Raw genomic sequence first — 15,615 nt, forward strand, 5'->3', positions numbered from 1 at the left:
AGGAGTTCAACTGTGTCGAATGATCCGTTATTGCAACCTTATACACTCAAGCACCTCACACTTCGTAACCGTATCATCATGACGTCTCATGAGCCGGCTTACCCGGAAGATGGCATGCCCAAGGGGCGTTACCGTGCCTATCATGTGGAAAGGGCGAAAGGTGGTGTTGCGATGACGATGACCGCCGGTTCTGCCGCCGTATCCAAGGATAGTCCCCCTGTGTTCAACAACTTGCTGGTTTACAAAGACGAAGTTGTGCCATGGATGAAAGACCTCACCGATGCGGTGCACGAGCAGGGTGCAGCGATCATGATTCAGCTCACCCATTTAGGCCGCCGCACCCGTTGGGACAAGGATAACTGGTTGCCGGTGGTCTCGCCCTCCCATCACCGGGAAGCCGCTCACCGAGCGTTCCCGAAGAAACTGGAAGACTGGGATATCGAGCGCATTATTAAAGACTATGCTGACGCCGCTGAGCGGATGAAGGCGGGTGGCATGGACGGGATCGAACTGCAGGCTTATGGCCATCTTATGGATCAGTTCTGGTCGCCGTTAACAAATGAGCTGGACGGTCCGTATGGTGGCTCGTTGGACAACCGGATGCGCTTTACATTTGATGTGTTGACGGAGATGCGGAAGCGGGTTGGGCCGGACTTTATTATCGGTGTGCGCTACACCGGCGATGAGATGCTCGCGGGCGGATTAGAAAAAGAGGATGGTTTGGAGATATCGCGCAGGTTGCAGGAAAGCGGCATGGTCGATTTCCTGAATGTAGTGCGCGGTCATATCGACACAGATGCCGGATTGACGGACGTTATTCCGATTCAGGGCATGGCAAACAGTCCGCACCTCGACTTTGCAGGTGAAATTCGCAGTGCAACCGATTTGCCGGTCTTTCATGCGGCCAAAATTCCGGATGTTGCAACTGCGCGACATGCTGTAGCGTCCGGCAAAGTGGATCTGGTCGGAATGACCCGCGCGCATATGACCGATCCGCATATTGTGCGCAAAATCATCGACAAGCGTGAAGAAGAGATACGCCCTTGCGTAGGCGCAAACTATTGCCTAGACAGGATCTATCAGGGCGGTGCGGCATTCTGTATCCATAATGCGGCCACCGGTCGCGAAGAAACCATGCCCCACGAAATCCCCAAGGCGGATGTCAGCAAGAAGGTTGTGATTGTGGGTGCGGGGCCTGGTGGTCTCGAAGCGGCGCGGGTTGCAGGTGAACGTGGTCACGATGTGGTTGTCTTTGAGGTGGCGAGTGATCCGGGTGGACAGGTGCTCCTGACGTCGCAAAGCGAACGCCGCAGGGAGATGATCTCTATCATCGACTGGCGTATGGCGCAGTGCGAGCGGCTTGGCGTCCGTTTCAGGTTTAATACGTGGGCAGAGGCTGGAGACGTTGAAGCAGAAAACCCTGACGTGGTCATCATTGCAACCGGCGGTCTCCCGCATACGGAGGTGCTGGAAAAAGGTAACGAATATGTGATCTCTGCCTGGGACATCATTTCAGGCGATGTGAAACCGGGCAAAAACGTCCTCATATTCGATGACGCTGGTGATCATGCGGGGCTGCAAGCTGCGGAAATCATTGCCAAAACCGGTGCCCATGTGGAAGTGATGACGCCCGATCGTTCTTTCGCGCCTGAAGTGATGGCAATGAATCTTGTACCTTATATGCGTACGTTGCAGTCGCTGGATACGGTCTTTACGGTTAGTTACCGCCTGGAAGCGCTGGAAAAAGAAGGGGGGATTCTCAGGGCCACGATCGGCAGTGATTATGGCGGAGTTGCCAAAGTGCATGAGTACGATCAGGTTGTGATCAATCACGGCGTTATCCCGCTGGATGATCTGTACTTCGAACTTAAACCTAGCTCGTCAAATCTGGGTGAGATGTCTCATGAACAGCTGATTCTGGGGCAGCCGCAATCCGTCGTGCGTAATCCAGAAGGACAATTCCAGTTGTTCCGTATCGGCGATGCGGTATCCACGCGTAATACGCACGCTGCGATTTACGATGCGCTGCGGTTGCTGAAGGATATCTGACGGTTGGTGCGGGGTTGGGCATTCTGGTTAGCCCCGTATTGCAGAGCATGTCTGTGTGCAAGGCGTCATCGCTCAGATAAAGAATGAGGGTTAGTGCATCCGTGTTTGAGTTCCAGGTACTCACGACCTGCGATGAAACGCGCTAACCCCCGCCGTTTCTTTGAGCGTTGCCAGAACGGGGCTGGCTGGCTTAAGTCATCTGATACTGTGACAGCAACGCCAGCATCTCATCCTTACGTTCACGGCTCGCGAAACTGTATTCGAAGCTGTTGCGTGCCAGTTCCAGAGCTTGCTCTTTGCTCATGTTGAGTGAGCGGTAGAGGGCCATAAAGTTCTCCGTCATGTAACCGCCAAAGTAAGCCGGATCGTCGGAATTCACCGTCACTTTCACACCGGAATCCAGCATATCCAGGATGTTGTGCTTGCTCATGTCGCTGAACACTTTCAGGCGGGTGTTAGACAGCGGGCAGACGGTAAGGGCGATCTTGTCTTCGATCAGTCGTTTGATCAGTTCCGGATCATCGGAGGCACGTACGCCGTGGTCGATACGGTTGATATGTAGCAGGTCCAGAGCGTCGATCACGTTCTGGGCCGGGCCTTCTTCACCGGCGTGAGCAACCAGCAGCAGTCCCCATTCCCTTGCTTTGGCAAACACACGCTCGAACTTGGCGGGAGGGTGACCTTTCTCGGAGCTGTCGAGGCCGATACCGATGATCTTGTCCAGATGCGGCTCAGCCTGTTTAAGGGTCTCAAATGCCGCTGCTTCACTCAGGTGGCGCAGGAAGCACATGATCAGGCCGTAGGTGATACCAAACCGGGCTTTGGCGTCGTCCAGCGCACGGCTGATGCCGTTGATTACGGTTTCGAATGGGATGCCACGGTCGGTATGGGTCTGCGGATCGAAGAACGGTTCGACATGGATCACGTGCTGGGCGCGGCAGTGCTCGATGTAGGCCCAGGTCAGGTCGTAGAAGTCCTGTTCTGTCTGAAGGACATTGGCGCCCTGATAGTAAAGGTCGAGGAAGTCCTGCAGGTTGCCAAAATCGTAGGCGGCTTTCAGTTGCTCTACGGAGTCGTAGGGCAGTTCAATCCCGTTACGGTCTGCCAGCTTAAACATCAGCTCCGGCTCAAGCGTACCTTCGAGGTGCAGGTGCAGTTCGGCCTTTGGCATTGCGTTTAGGAAGTTTTCCATAGGAAGGTCTCTATCAATGGGAGTTAGTACTAAGTGTAGACGTGCGTGTTTGTAACGCGTAACACATTGAAAGAAAAGAGGGGATTTAGAATTTAGGTGTTAGTCCTGAGTCGCGCCGCAATTGAGCTCGACTGAGCTGGGCAGGACATCCGGGCGTGTATATTCGACACGGTTTCGACCATTCTCTTTTGCGCGATACATCGCCGAATCGGCACGTACCAGAACTTCAGAGATGTTCTCTTGGCCACTAGCGACAGTAATGCCCACGCTGATGGTGATCGGGCAGATATCACTGATGAAAGCTTTCTGGATCTCGGTACGGATCTTCTCACCGAGTGTGATCATATCGTTGAGGGTGCTGTTGTTGGCAAACAGCAAAAACTCCTCGCCGCCCCAGCGACAAATAACGTCAGATGTGCGAACGGTTTTCTTCAGAACCTTACCAAGCTTTTTGAGGGTATGGTCGCCAACCTGGTGGCCGTGAATATCGTTGATTTTCTTGAAGTGATCCACGTCCAGAAACGCGATGCCCAGCGGGGTATCCTGGCGCTGTGCCATGTTCATTTGCGCTTGCAGCTGTGTCATCCCTTCACGTCGGTTCAGCAGATTGGTAAGCGGGTCGTACGACGCCAGTTTCTGCAGGTTCTGCTCGGTATGTTTTTGGTCGGTGATGTCATTCACCATGCCCACTGCGCGGACAGGCACGCCTTGCTCATCACGCTCACAAATGCGACCTCGATCCTGCACCCAAATGTAGTGGCCATTGCGGTTTTTCAGGCGGTAGGTGGCATCGTAACGGGCGCGTTGGCCATTGAGGTGGGCCTGCAGGTTGGCCATCACCAGCGGTGCGTCTTCCGGATGGACATTGTCTTTCCAAGTATCCAGAACACCCGGCATTTCATCCGGGCCGTATCCAAGGAGGCGTTTCATCTGGGGGCTGAAGTTAACTGTGCCTTCTTTGATATTCCAGTCCCAGGTGCCGTCGCTGGCTTCCTTCAGCGCAAACATTTCTGCCGCATTATCAGTCGTGGTTTGTGGCTGTTGTAGCACGCGGTTAGTGATGTCTCGTGCGACGGATAGGAAGTAGGGATGACCATCCCAGCTAAAGTGAGTGGTGTTAACCTCCACTTCAACCTCATGGCCGTTTTTATGCAGGTGACGACCAAGGAAGCGGAAACAGTCAGATTTGAAAATCTCGTGGGCGATCACTTCCCAGTGCGGTGCACCATGAACGTCTTTTTGCAGGCTGAGTACGCTATGGTGGAGGATGTCCTCTTTGCTCATCCCCAGGCTTTTCCAAGCCTGGGTGTTACCCCAAACAATATTGGAGGTTACCGGATCAATCAGGTATACGGCATCCGCCAGGTGATCGAACAGAGCTTCCAGAGCAGGCAGTTGGGTAAGGTTCTTTGCGGACATCGTGGCTACTACATCATCGGATGTGAACCTTCAATTTTATTCGAGTAAACAGTCAATAACCAGACTGAACATGCCGCTTTGGTACATGAAAACACTTAGGTAGAAATAATTATGCTGGCCAGGGCACTAGCGGCGATTTTGTACCCCTAGAAATGGGAGCATTATGCTGCTTTAGCTCGCGGAGCTCGGCGGTTCTTGATTAAGGTGTAGCCGCCGGAGATGACAATTAGAGTGCCACCCAATAACGTCATCAAGTCAGGACGTTCACCGAAAACAAAAATACCCAGAATCAATGCAAAGATAAGACGGGTGTAGCGGAACGGTGTGACCACCGATACATCACCGGCACGCATGGCGATGGTTAACGCATTGTAGGCGATTACACCAAAGATGATTGAGCCGAGAATCTGCATGGATGCGCCTGGATCGAATGAGATCGCTTCACCTGAGTAGAGTAGCAGGGCAAAACCGGTCGGCATTAACACAAAGAACCCGTACACGCCCAGCTGCATATTCGATAACACCGGCGGTGCTGCGCGCGTTGCCAGGTCGCGCCCGGCAAATCCCAGAGTACCGATTACCGCGAAGATGGATGCGGGCGTAAAACCTTCCAGGCCAGGTCGGATAATCATCAACACGCCCACAAAACCCACCAGAATCGCCAACCAACGCTTAATGCCGACTTTTTCCCCGAATAGCAGTGCGGCACCCATTACCACAACGAGTGGTGTAGCCTGCAGAATGGCCGAAGCACTCGAAAGCGGTGTGAGCGTGATCGCGAGGGTATAAAACAAACGGCCGGTGATTTCAGACAACGAGCGCAGCAAGATTGGCTTGGAGAGCAGTGCAGGATGGATGATCTGCTCGCCCCGTTGTTTGGTGAGCAGCATAAAAAGCAGCGTGCCGCCTAAGCCAAACAGTGCAAGTACCAAACCGGTTGGCATGTTCGCCGAGGCGGCTTTGATAAACATATCCTCCACGGCAAATGCGGCCATGGCAAGGATCATAAAGAGGCTGCCTCGAGTGTTGTCCAACGGTGTTCTCCTGTGAGTTAAGCGTAAATCATCCATCTTCTGACGACGGTGACAGGGGGGGGGACCTGTGTGCTGCCACCGGTGCTTACGGCAGTTAAGACCTGCTCAGATTAATATTGATCAGTGCTCCGAAACAGATACAGGCCGATTATTTTTCCGGGGTACAGCGTGGATAATGGGTCTTAGACGTTGAGCTGATCGCTTCTTGCTGATGCTTTTGCTACCGTGATTTATGAATCTTTCAAGGAATATAGTTCATAAAAAGCGAACGGTATGGAAATAGTCGGACTGAAAACCTTTAAAGCGGTTGTTGATGAAGGTGGTATCAAAGGCGCTTCCGAAAAGCTGCATACGGTGCAATCTAATATCACTAGCCGTATCCAGAAGCTGGAAGAGGAGTTGGATGCGAAGCTGTTTGGTATCACCGGGCGCAAGCTGGAGCTCACCCCGACCGGGCAGCTGCTCTATCGCTATGCCCAGGAGATTCTGCAGCTTGAGCAGCAAGCCGCCTCGGCGATCCGCTTGAGTAAAGGCAGTTATGACCTGCGCGTGGGTACGCCAGAAACTTTTGCTGCGGTTCACCTGCCACGGGCCCTGAAAGCGCTGAAGCAGGCCTATCCGCAGATCCGGCCCAAGATCCATACCGCCACCAGTGCTGAGTTGGTGATTGCGGTGCAAAACAATAAAGTGGATTGTGCGGTGGTGGGCAACGTGACGCCACACGAATCGATTCGCTCCGTGCCCATCGTGGATGAGTCGCTGGTGGTCGTGACGCCGCAGGATGGTGAATATGAACAGGTGCTCTGTGTGCGGGAAGAGGGCTGTGCCTACCGCAAATGCGCGGAAGCCTGGCAGCAGCAGGCGGGGCGCAGTGATGATCAAAAGCTGGTGATGAGCAGCGCCGATGGTGTGCTGGGCTGTATCGCGGGTGGCTTGGGCTATACGGTGATCAGTGAGAACATGGTGATCGGCAGTCGATATGAGAAAGACTTGCTGATGGAGAAGGTCTCGCACGGAGACGAGTATGTGCACGTCTCCATGATCTACCGTAAAGACAATCCTCTGGAAGAGGGGATACAGCAGCTGATCGAGATGTTTCCAGCTAAGATCTCCTGACGACCGACTTTAGCCTTTAGCTTTCTGCGCAATCAATTCCATTGCAGACTGCCAGCTATCCAGGCCGCCATTGGCTTTAATCGCTTCGATGCCTTGCAACGTGAATGTGCCCTCAGTGGCAATCGAACGACCGATTTCGCCGTAGCGCTGTTCGGGTTTGGCTTCAGCAAAATCGACAGCGCTGCTGATGGAGTGTGCGACCATTTTGCGAGCGGTGGCTTCATCCATACCCTGTGCGCAGCTCCAGTCGATCAGTTGCTGGATCAGGAAGTAGCTCCAGCCGTGCAGGCAGGCGTGACTGAGGGCGACGTCAAACAGCTCTTCCGACTCGAGGGGGACTGCGGTGCCCAGTTGGACAAACAGCGCTTCTACCACTGGGTTTGCAGGATAAAGTGGGATTGGGCCGGAACACACCTCGGCACTGGTGGAAGGCATAACGCGAACCAATTCGCACTGCCGCAGCTCTGGATGACTTCGCAGTTGCTCGATAGTGACACCGGCGAGTGCGGAAATCACGGTCTGACTCGGTTTGAATGTCAGGCCATTTATCAGATCGGACAGTGCATCCGGGCGCACTGCTAGCAGGACAAGGTCACTCTGATCGATCACTGCTTGGTTATCGGTCGCGATCTCGCAGTTACAGATATCAGCAAGTTTTTTGGCGACCCTCGCACCGCGTGGCGAGAGGATAATGGTACGGGTGTCGCCGCTGTGGCGAAGTCCTTTTACGGTATAGCTGGCCAGGTGGCCAACGCCGAGAATTCCGAGAGTTGCTGGTTCCATCAGTTATGCCTTGTTGTGTGAGCGGATATTTATCGTAGCGTACCGATACTTACAGAGGTTGTCTCAAGGCGGCAGAGGTTTTGCTTGGGAAGCCTGGCAGATTACGTTACCGCTAAATCAATCTCACCGGCGGCTTCAGCCAGAAGCCAGTCACGAAAACATTCAGCCGCCGGGTTTAGTGGGCGTTGGTTGTTGTAGACCAGATAGTCTGCATGATTTGGGACCAGCGGTTTTTCGCAAGCCAGGCGAAGGGTGCCGTTGGCAAGCTGATCCTGCACGGCAAATTCCCAACCCAGAGCGATCCCCATATTGTTGCCTGCCGCCTGCAACACGAGAGGCAGGTTGTTAAACAACATAGAGCCGCTCGGAATCTCGTAATCGATCCCAAATCCTTTGAACCAGTCAGACCAGCAGGTCCAGCGCCATTTAGACGGTCCCAAGTGAATCAACTCCTGGCCGAGTAGCTGCTCCGGTTCCTGACAGGTCTCGAACGGATAGGTTGGGCCGCAAACCGCGTAGATCTTCTCATCGAAGAGGTAATGGGAGTTCAGTGGAGCGTCCCAGTCACCATCGCCATACAAGATGCCCAGATCGTGCTGCAGGCACATCGTTTCATCGATCTGATCGCTGGAGTAGATGTTGATGTTGATGTCGGAAAACTGGGTCTTAAACAAAGCCACCCGAGGGAACAACCAGTAGTGGGCAACGGCTACCGTCGCCACGATGGTCAGTTCATGGGTACGGTTGGTGTTCTGGATCCGGGAGCTGACCGCAGAGAGTTTCTCCAAGGCGGCTTGGGCTTCCAGATAGAGCTCTTTGCCGTCTTCGCTGATCTCCAAACCTTGCGGGCCACGGAGGAACAGCTCGGTGCTTAGAAATTCCTCCAGATGCTTGATCTGTTTGCTGACCGCGCTCTGACTGACGCACAACTCTTCGGCGGCTTTGGTAAAGCTGTTGTGGCGTGCCGCGGCTTCGAAAAAGGCAAGGGCCTGGAGTGGGGGGAGGCGTCGGTAGAGTGGTTTCATCGGTACAGCCAGTTCAATTCCGTTTTCCCAAGTATGGCGTGGGATACAGCGTTTGGAAATGAAAAAAGTGTCAGGCCCTGTAGCCAAAAGAAAAGCCACAAGGCCTGACACAAATTCCTGATTAAAGGTGCAAACAGGAAGGGGATTATACCGAAGCCGTAGCGACGATCTCGATCAGCATACCAGGCACAGCCAGGCGAGTTTCTAGCGTGGCACGGGTAGGTTTCGGATGGCCTTCAAACCACGCTTTCCAGACTTTATTCATAGTATCGAAACCGCGGATGTCGTTCATGTATACGGTGGTGGTCAGCATCTTTTCCGGGCTGGAACCCACGGCAAGAAGCTGCTTCTTAACGTTTTCCAATGCTTGCAACGTTTGTTCTTCCAGTGTTGAACTGTAGTCGTTGGCTACTTGGCCACTGGTGGTAACTACGCCGTTGTAGACGACGGCCTGGCTCATGTAATCGTTGCTTTCGGAACGGATGATAGGCATGGAACTTCCTTTAGTGTTTTTGACCCGGGCCTTAATCAAGGCCCGGTGTGTTGGGTTACTTAAATGTCAAATGTAAGCGGCTTATTTAAGTGACTTAGTTAAGCGGCAGGCGGTTAAATTTTCCGGGTGCTGCCGGGTTGTAGAAATGGTCCAGTGGGCCGTTTTCAACAAAGTGGCGGTGCCAGTAGGCCAACGCTTCCCGATCCAGGGTGACACCGAGGCCCGGGCCTTCCGGCACCAGCACCACGTTGTTTTTTTGCTTGAACGGACCGCCTTCGATCACGTCGCAGATCTGCCAGCGGAACAAGGACTGGCTCGGCTCATGAATCCAAGGCATGGCAGCGGTCATATGCAAGTACGCTGCGGTACAGATGCCCGCATCGCCGCTGTAACACCAGAAACCCACGCCCATCGCTTCACAAGCACCGATAAAGCGAATTGCGTGGCTGATACCGCCCAGAACTGCGAAGTTTGTCACGACGTTGTCGGGTGCACCCAGTGCTACGGCACGTCGGATATCAGGTACATGGGTAGAGAATGGAATGGTGCTGTGCTGACGCAGTTGGGCCATTTCTTCGAAGGTTGCTACCGGATCTTCGTAGTTGCGGATGTTGTACTCTTCGATTGCACCCAGCACATAACGCGCTGTGGAAAGTGACCACTGCATGTTGGAATCCAGGCGGATCATGGCATCTTCACCCAGGGTTTCACGCAGCTTTTTCACTGTCGCAATCTCTTTTTGAGGATCGCCCAGGATCAGCTTGCCTTCAAAATAGGTGGAACCGTGTTCCTCCTTCATGCGCAGACAGTAATCGGCCACCGCCTCAGGGCTCATTTCGCCGCCTTTACCGTTTACTTCAGGACGGAACGCAAAGTACTCGGTAAATGGAATCTCTTTTCGGACAGCACCGCCCAGCAACTTGTACAGCGGCTGGTCCCAGTGTTTACCGCGAATATCCCAAAGCGCGATCTCAATGGCGCCAAAGGCTTTTACCACCGAGGAATCATCGGTGTTTTGCACAATCTGCCACGGTGGAACGCATACCGCTTCGCAGGCTGCAATATCCAGTGGATCCAGACCGATCAGTCGTTGGCCCATTGCCTCGATAGCGTGCACTACATCGACGGATGGAGCTTCACCCAAGCCGATGATGCCCTCATCAGTTTCCACCTCAATGATGGTTTTGGAGGTGCCAGGGTAGTAACCACCAGTCCACCAGAAGGGTGCTTCCAGTGGAATGTTAATTGGGGTTGCTTTGATTGCAGTAATTTTCATAACTCACTCCTAAAGCCAGGCGGATCAGATAAAGCCCAGCCAGCGTGGAATAAACAGGGATAGTTCCGGTACAAATGTGGTGATCATCATCACGGGCATTCCCACGACCGCGATAAACATCAGCGCAGGCATTACCGCGTTATGGATAGATACGCGGCCTATTCGGCAGGCCATATAGAGGATCGGGGCGACGGGTGGGCTGTTGGCACCGATCACCACCGAGCACGCGACGATGGAGGCGTAATGCACCGGATGCACGCCAGCATCTACCATCAGTGGCATAAACAGCGGGGCAATAATGACAGTGACCGAAACGTCATCCATAAGCGCGCCAACGATGATCAGGAAGATGTTGATGGTAATAAGCACGGCTAATGGATCGCTGACAATCGCACCCACCGCTTCAGTCAGATCCTGCGGAATACGTTCGGTGGCCAGAATACGGCTGATCATGAACGAGAACAGCAGAATCAGAATGATCGAGCCGGTGGTTTCTGCCGCACCGATCAATCCGCTCACCAGACGGGAAGGCGTCAGATCGCGGTAGATGAAGAATCCGATCAATACTGCGGCAAATACCGCCACGGCGGCCGCTTCAGTAGGTGTGAATATGCCGCCATAGATACCGCCAAGAATGATCAGTGGTAGGCTCAGAGCCGGAAACGCTTTTATAGCGGCTTTGGGCTTGCTGATCTTGTTGTAGATATCGTCGTTAGCCTGGTTAATGACCTCCTTGAATAAACCACCTGCGCAGAAGCGATTGGTCAGGATCAAGCCAATAATCAGTAACAGTGCTGGCCCGATGGTGGCGGCAAAGCAGGCTGCGACTGACTGACGAGTCACGACCGCAAACAGAATCATGGTGATCGATGGCGGAATCAGGATGCCCAGCAGGGATGAGATCCCGAGCATTGCAGCGGAGTATCCGCGCGGATAACCCCGTTCTTCCAGCGGTTTGATCATGATGGTGCCGATGGAAGCAACCGCGGCGGTTGCAGTACCCGCGATGGCTCCAAAGATACCGGAGGCCAGTACCATCGACGCACCCATGCCTCCACGACGGCGACCTACCAGCACTTCAATGAATTCCACCAAGCGCTTGGCTATACCACCGCTCTGCATCAGGTAGCCGGTGATTACGAACAGCGGCAGGGCGATCAGGATGACCGAGTTAAGGGAGCGGAAGCCCTGTAGCATCAAAGTGTTCAGGTTGGCATCGTAGGCTATTGAGAGAAAAGCCAGCACTCCGGCAAAGGACCAGGCGACGGGCATTCCAACCGCCATTAGCACGATCAGAATAGCGACGGCAGTGAGAGCAATCATGAATCTTTACCTGATTTGAGTTGAGATATACTGCGCAGGGTGTCGCGAACTGCGTAGGCAAAGCAGGTGACGGACGCTAGCATGATTGAGGCTTGTGGCAGCCAGAGTGGGATTGATAGCCCCGGTGTGGTTTGTGGGCGTTTCATGCCCCAGGCCAGCATCTTCCAGGACCAGACCATAAAGAATATGCAGATCACAGCTGTACCCAAGCCGATGAGCATCTGGTGGATTGCACGGGCACGGTCGGACTGGAGTTGCTGGTAAAGGAAGTCGACGACAAGGTGTTCGTTCTGATGACTGGCGATCATGGCGCCGGACATGTAAAGCCACATACCCGCAATAATCACGAGTTCCATCACACCAACGACCGACCAGCCGAGAATGTAACGGGCCACAACCAGAAACAGCATCAATACAACCACGGCGATACTGCTGACAACCGCCAGTGCTTTGAGTGCACGGTTGCTGAAATGGTCAAGATTAGAAAAGAAACGCAACATAACTGAGCATTCCAATTGAGCCTATCGTCATAGACCTGGCCGGTAAGCGGGCAGGTTCTACAACGAGAGGGAAGTTAACTGCATAGAAAAATGGAGGGCGTACGAGAGCCATCGAAGCCCTCCTAAGAACGCTGTTGCTATGGCTGAGCAACAGCGGATTCGCTTAAAAACAGGAAAAGCGATTAAAGAGGCTTGGCGTTTTTCTCGATGGTAGCCATGATCTTGGTGCCAAATTCATCAGCCATCAGAGGCCATACTTTTTCGCGAGCAGATTTTGCCATCGCATTGAGTTGTTCTTCGGTCGGTTCGAAGTACTGTTTGCCCGCTGCCTTCCATTTGGAAACGTAGAGCTCATCGGTCGCTTTGGCGGCTTTGAACTGGTCATTCATGATCACAGTTGCTGCGTCTGAGATGATCTTCTGATGCTCTTCAGACAGGGATTCGTAGGAGTCGAGGTTCATGGTCAGGATCGCCGTCATGAACATATGCTTGGTACGTACGTAGTAGTCCAGGGCATCACGAAAGTACTCGTAATCCCAGAAGATTACGTTGCCCGCCTCGCCATCAACCACACCGGTCTGCAGGGAGGTGTAGACTTCGCCCCAATCGATACCTGCAGTCTGGTAACCCAGTGCCTGTACAGTTTGAGGGAATGGGAATGCAGGCAGGGTGCGTACTTTCAGACCTTCTGAGTCTGCCATGTTGACAGAGTACTTGCCGCGGGTTGCAACACCGTTGAACCCTTCAGGCCAAGGACCGAAGAACTTTAGGCCTGCATCGGCGTAGATGCTACCCAGCATGTTGTTTACCCAACCGCCTGGGCTGTACGCTTTGACTGCTTCTTCCCAGGACAGAGTCATGTACGGTGCGTACACTACACCCATACGCTTATCGTAGGAGGTCATTGGCCAGTTGAGCATGATGTCCAGATCACCCGCCATCAACAGGTCAAACATCTCCTGCTGGCCGCCCAGTTCGTTCTGGTAGAACACCTTTACGTCAATCTCGCCGTTAGAGTTCTTTTCGATCAGATCACCCCACTTGCGCAGTGCTTCACCGGCAGGGGAGTCTTTTGAGCCTGCTTCAGTCGCAAGTTTCAGGGTTTCAGCAGAAGCCAACTGGGATGCCAACAGGCTGGTGGCCAGTAGACCGGTTACCACCGGTTTCAGGAGTTTTTTTATAGTTAGTGCCATCAGTGAGTCCTCGATTATTGTTGTCGTTAATGTTTAAGACGTCTTTCGTTGTAACGGGCGGGGAGGTTTACACCTCGCCTTTTGCCAATCGCTCTTCAAATGAGAGGCGGATACGTGCGCCAACACTGCGCAGTGGGTCGGGTGGAACCCAGCTTGGGTTGGAATTACTCAGGATGAATTCCAGCTCGGCACTTTTAACGCCTGAGATGTATTCGGCCATGTAGTTACCCAGGTAGGTGCCTTTGGCGACGCCTACGCCGTTCATCGCAGCCACCACGTAAACACCTGGCGCATGTTGCTTGAATACGGATTCGTGGTTCATGGTCATGCAGAGCATTCCGCCCCAGCTGAACTCGAACGGTACGTCCTTCAGCTGCGGGAAGCGGGCCAGGTAGGAACGGCGGTGTTTTTCGCGCGCCTTGCCGATCAGTGCTTCTGTGCTGGACAGTTCCGGCAGGAAATCCAGGGTGTTGCGGATAAACAGGCGGTTGTCCGACGTCAGACGCACGGTGGTGCCCGCAGGGTGCGCGGAGGTCAGGCCCCACGGCTCAACACCGTCGAACTGAGCCATTTCGCTGCTGGTGAGCGGACGAGTCATGCTGGCGTAGGTGAATACAGGCGCCAGTTTGTTACGGCAACCACCGAACTCTTCTGTAAACGCGTTGGTGGCCAGTACCAATGTGTCTGCTGTAAGTTTCGCTTTATCGGTCTGGAGGGTTTTGCTCTCCAGATCGACGGAACGGATAGGCGTGTTTTCCAGCAGGGTGACATTTTTCGGTAGGGCGCTGGCAACGGTAATTGCCAGTGCAGCCGGGTTCATCAGAATATTGCCTGGGGTGTATACGGCACGTTTGTAGTACGGGGTGCCCAGCTTTTTAGCCAGGTCACTACCCTCTAAAACTGCGTACTTTTCGCCCATCGCATCCAGCGTGGTGGTGAACGCCGTCAGGTTGCTGAAGTGTTTCTCTTCATGGGCTGCAAGGTATTTGCCAGCTGCGTGCCAGCGTACATTCATGCCTTGTTGCTCCTGAATACGTTTCAGGCGCTCGATGGCGAAGCAGTTCAGATCACGGATCTTGGCATCGTGTTCCGGATTTGGCTCATCCGCATCCAGGTTGTGGGGCAGGTCAATGATAAAACCAGCGTTTCGGCCAGCAGTACCCTGTCCAATCTCAAGGGCGTCGACCAGTGCGATCTTTGCATCGGGTTGAAGTTCTGCGAGACGTCCGGCCGTCGCCAGACCGGAGAAACCACTGCCTGCCACGATGACGTCAAAGTGTTCGTCTTTTTCGGCGTTCTGAACCGGCATCGGACGTTGGAAAGGGACGGTTTCATACCAGCCTAACTGACCATCGATGGCAGGTATTCTTTTTATATTTCGCATTTGATAGCTCCGTACAATCGGTCGTCAAATGCTATTTAGTGCCCGGTTTTCTCACAAACGAATATGCGGCATCTCGACATTCCTTGGTGGAATGATGAAAAGGAATGGCAATAGAAATAATGGGTTATATGAGATTGTTTACGTGCGTTAAATGCCTGTGCGGGAGGGGCTGAAGTTAGGTTAACGGGGCAACCAGATCTGGCCAGTAAAACTCTCAATATTACTGTTGATCATACCCATCGCTTCCTTAACGCTGATGGTGCCCAGGATACTCTGCTCTACCCAGAGGCCGTGGATCAGCGCACAGGTTTGAGTAGCGTACACACGGGCGAGGTCGCGACGATTACCTGCTGCAACGAAGTCATACATCAGGTTGCTGACCAGTCGGCGGGAGAAGATTGTACAGAGGCGTTTCACACGCACGTCGTATACCGAGTTACTCCACATCTGGGGCCATACGTTGGCGGCCCCTTTAGTGGTCAGCTCGGGAGTAAAGCAGAGTTCGGCGGTGTGCTTGAGGCGTTCGACCGGGTCTGGAGTTTCGGTACGCATCTCGGTCATCTGTTCGCGCGCAATGCGGATCAGGTGATCGTAGGTCTTGTATACCAGGTTGGCTTTGTTATAGAAGTGGTGGTGGACGATACCCACAGAGACGTCAGCGTGGTTGCTGACTTTTCGAATTGTGAGGTTTTCCAGGCCCAATTCGCCCACGATCTCCAGCGTAGATTCGAGTATTTTCAGCTGTAATCCATCGTAGCGATTTGGCATATTCGGGTCCGGCCTGTTTCCATTCATGATGTAACGTCTTCAATCATAAAGGGTAAGTGG

14 protein-coding genes are annotated in these 15,615 nt (G+C 53.5%); 2 read left to right on the forward strand and 12 right to left on the reverse strand.

Going from position 1 to position 15,615, the window contains the following annotated elements; genetic code table 11:
• Positions 1 to 12 precede the first annotated feature (12 nt).
• Positions 13 to 2,049 (forward strand): NADH:flavin oxidoreductase, encoded by a 2,037-nt coding sequence (locus QKW35_RS15415; RefSeq protein ID WP_282354473.1) that lies wholly within the window; start codon positions 13 to 15, stop codon positions 2,047 to 2,049.
• Positions 2,050 to 2,239: 190 nt separating this feature from the next.
• Here the strand turns inward: QKW35_RS15415 and QKW35_RS15420 are convergent, their stop codons facing one another.
• The 3 genes from QKW35_RS15420 to QKW35_RS15430 all read right to left on the reverse strand — a co-directional run bounded on the left by QKW35_RS15420 (position 2,240) and on the right by QKW35_RS15430 (position 5,694).
• On the reverse strand, positions 2,240 to 3,241 hold the full coding sequence (locus QKW35_RS15420) for an adenosine deaminase (RefSeq protein ID WP_282354474.1): 1,002 nt from the start codon (positions 3,239 to 3,241) through the stop codon (positions 2,240 to 2,242).
• A gap of 99 nt (positions 3,242 to 3,340) precedes the next feature.
• A complete protein-coding gene (locus QKW35_RS15425) occupies positions 3,341 to 4,660 on the reverse strand; it encodes a sensor domain-containing diguanylate cyclase (RefSeq protein ID WP_282354476.1) in 1,320 nt (439 codons plus the stop codon).
• Positions 4,661 to 4,821: 161 nt separating this feature from the next.
• Positions 4,822 to 5,694 (reverse strand): DMT family transporter, encoded by an 873-nt coding sequence (locus tag QKW35_RS15430; protein ID WP_282354479.1) that lies wholly within the window; start codon positions 5,692 to 5,694, stop codon positions 4,822 to 4,824.
• A gap of 273 nt (positions 5,695 to 5,967) precedes the next feature.
• Between QKW35_RS15430 and QKW35_RS15435 the strand changes: the two genes are divergently transcribed.
• Positions 5,968 to 6,810 carry a LysR family transcriptional regulator gene (locus QKW35_RS15435; RefSeq protein WP_282354482.1) on the forward strand — a complete coding sequence of 281 codons (843 nt, stop codon included), beginning with the start codon at positions 5,968 to 5,970 and terminating at the stop codon, positions 6,808 to 6,810.
• 9 nt (positions 6,811 to 6,819) lie between these two features.
• Here the strand turns inward: QKW35_RS15435 and QKW35_RS15440 are convergent, their stop codons facing one another.
• The 9 genes from QKW35_RS15440 to QKW35_RS15480 form a co-directional block, all read right to left on the reverse strand.
• Positions 6,820 to 7,593, reverse strand: coding sequence for an NAD(P)-binding domain-containing protein (locus QKW35_RS15440; RefSeq protein ID WP_282354485.1), 774 nt, complete (start codon positions 7,591 to 7,593; stop codon positions 6,820 to 6,822).
• Positions 7,594 to 7,694: 101 nt separating this feature from the next.
• Complete coding sequence (locus tag QKW35_RS15445; RefSeq protein ID WP_282354486.1) at positions 7,695 to 8,618, reverse strand: LysR substrate-binding domain-containing protein; 924 nt, start codon at positions 8,616 to 8,618, stop codon at positions 7,695 to 7,697.
• A gap of 145 nt (positions 8,619 to 8,763) precedes the next feature.
• Positions 8,764 to 9,111 (reverse strand): RidA family protein, encoded by a 348-nt coding sequence (locus QKW35_RS15450; RefSeq protein WP_282354487.1) that lies wholly within the window; start codon positions 9,109 to 9,111, stop codon positions 8,764 to 8,766.
• A 94-nt stretch (positions 9,112 to 9,205) separates the two neighbouring features.
• Positions 9,206 to 10,387: a mandelate racemase/muconate lactonizing enzyme family protein gene (locus tag QKW35_RS15455; RefSeq protein ID WP_282354488.1), complete on the reverse strand. Its 1,182-nt coding sequence runs from the start codon at positions 10,385 to 10,387 to the stop codon at positions 9,206 to 9,208.
• Between the two features lie 24 nt (positions 10,388 to 10,411).
• Positions 10,412 to 11,710 carry a TRAP transporter large permease gene (locus QKW35_RS15460; protein ID WP_282354490.1) on the reverse strand — a complete coding sequence of 433 codons (1,299 nt, stop codon included), beginning with the start codon at positions 11,708 to 11,710 and terminating at the stop codon, positions 10,412 to 10,414.
• Entirely contained in the window at positions 11,707 to 12,210 is a 504-nt protein-coding gene (locus tag QKW35_RS15465) for a TRAP transporter small permease (RefSeq protein WP_282354491.1), read from the reverse strand. The genes QKW35_RS15460 and QKW35_RS15465 overlap by 4 nt, the downstream gene beginning before the upstream one ends.
• A gap of 182 nt (positions 12,211 to 12,392) precedes the next feature.
• Positions 12,393 to 13,403, reverse strand: a complete 1,011-nt coding sequence (dctP, locus tag QKW35_RS15470) for a TRAP transporter substrate-binding protein DctP (protein ID WP_282354492.1) — start codon at positions 13,401 to 13,403, stop codon at positions 12,393 to 12,395.
• A 67-nt stretch (positions 13,404 to 13,470) separates the two neighbouring features.
• Entirely contained in the window at positions 13,471 to 14,787 is a 1,317-nt protein-coding gene (locus QKW35_RS15475; RefSeq protein ID WP_282354494.1) for an NAD(P)/FAD-dependent oxidoreductase, read from the reverse strand.
• Between the two features lie 180 nt (positions 14,788 to 14,967).
• Positions 14,968 to 15,582, reverse strand: a complete 615-nt coding sequence (locus QKW35_RS15480; protein ID WP_282354495.1) for a TetR family transcriptional regulator C-terminal domain-containing protein — start codon at positions 15,580 to 15,582, stop codon at positions 14,968 to 14,970.
• Between the last annotated feature and the right edge of the window lie 33 nt (positions 15,583 to 15,615).

It is taken from the genome of Pontibacterium granulatum (assembly GCF_029961155.1).
Classification (GTDB): Bacteria; Pseudomonadota; Gammaproteobacteria; order Pseudomonadales; family Balneatricaceae; genus Pontibacterium; species Pontibacterium granulatum.

Bases quoted from the DNA above. Each gene is read 5' to 3' on its own strand.
- QKW35_RS15420 (WP_282354474.1), bottom strand. From the start codon at position 3,241: ATGGAAAACTTCCTAAACGCAATGCCAAAGGCCGAACTGCACCTGCAC.
- QKW35_RS15425 (WP_282354476.1), bottom strand. From the start codon at position 4,660: ATGTCCGCAAAGAACCTTACCCAACTGCCTGCTCTGGAAGCTCTGTTC.
- QKW35_RS15435 (WP_282354482.1), top strand. From the start codon at position 5,968: ATGGAAATAGTCGGACTGAAAACCTTTAAAGCGGTTGTTGATGAAGGT.
- QKW35_RS15440 (WP_282354485.1), bottom strand. From the start codon at position 7,593: ATGGAACCAGCAACTCTCGGAATTCTCGGCGTTGGCCACCTGGCCAGC.
- QKW35_RS15445 (WP_282354486.1), bottom strand. From the start codon at position 8,618: ATGAAACCACTCTACCGACGCCTCCCCCCACTCCAGGCCCTTGCCTTT.
- QKW35_RS15450 (WP_282354487.1), bottom strand. From the start codon at position 9,111: ATGCCTATCATCCGTTCCGAAAGCAACGATTACATGAGCCAGGCCGTC.
- QKW35_RS15455 (WP_282354488.1), bottom strand. From the start codon at position 10,387: ATGAAAATTACTGCAATCAAAGCAACCCCAATTAACATTCCACTGGAA.
- QKW35_RS15460 (WP_282354490.1), bottom strand. From the start codon at position 11,710: ATGATTGCTCTCACTGCCGTCGCTATTCTGATCGTGCTAATGGCGGTT.
- QKW35_RS15465 (WP_282354491.1), bottom strand. From the start codon at position 12,210: ATGTTGCGTTTCTTTTCTAATCTTGACCATTTCAGCAACCGTGCACTC.
- dctP (WP_282354492.1), bottom strand. From the start codon at position 13,403: ATGGCACTAACTATAAAAAAACTCCTGAAACCGGTGGTAACCGGTCTA.
- QKW35_RS15475 (WP_282354494.1), bottom strand. From the start codon at position 14,787: ATGCGAAATATAAAAAGAATACCTGCCATCGATGGTCAGTTAGGCTGG.
- QKW35_RS15480 (WP_282354495.1), bottom strand. From the start codon at position 15,582: ATGAATGGAAACAGGCCGGACCCGAATATGCCAAATCGCTACGATGGA.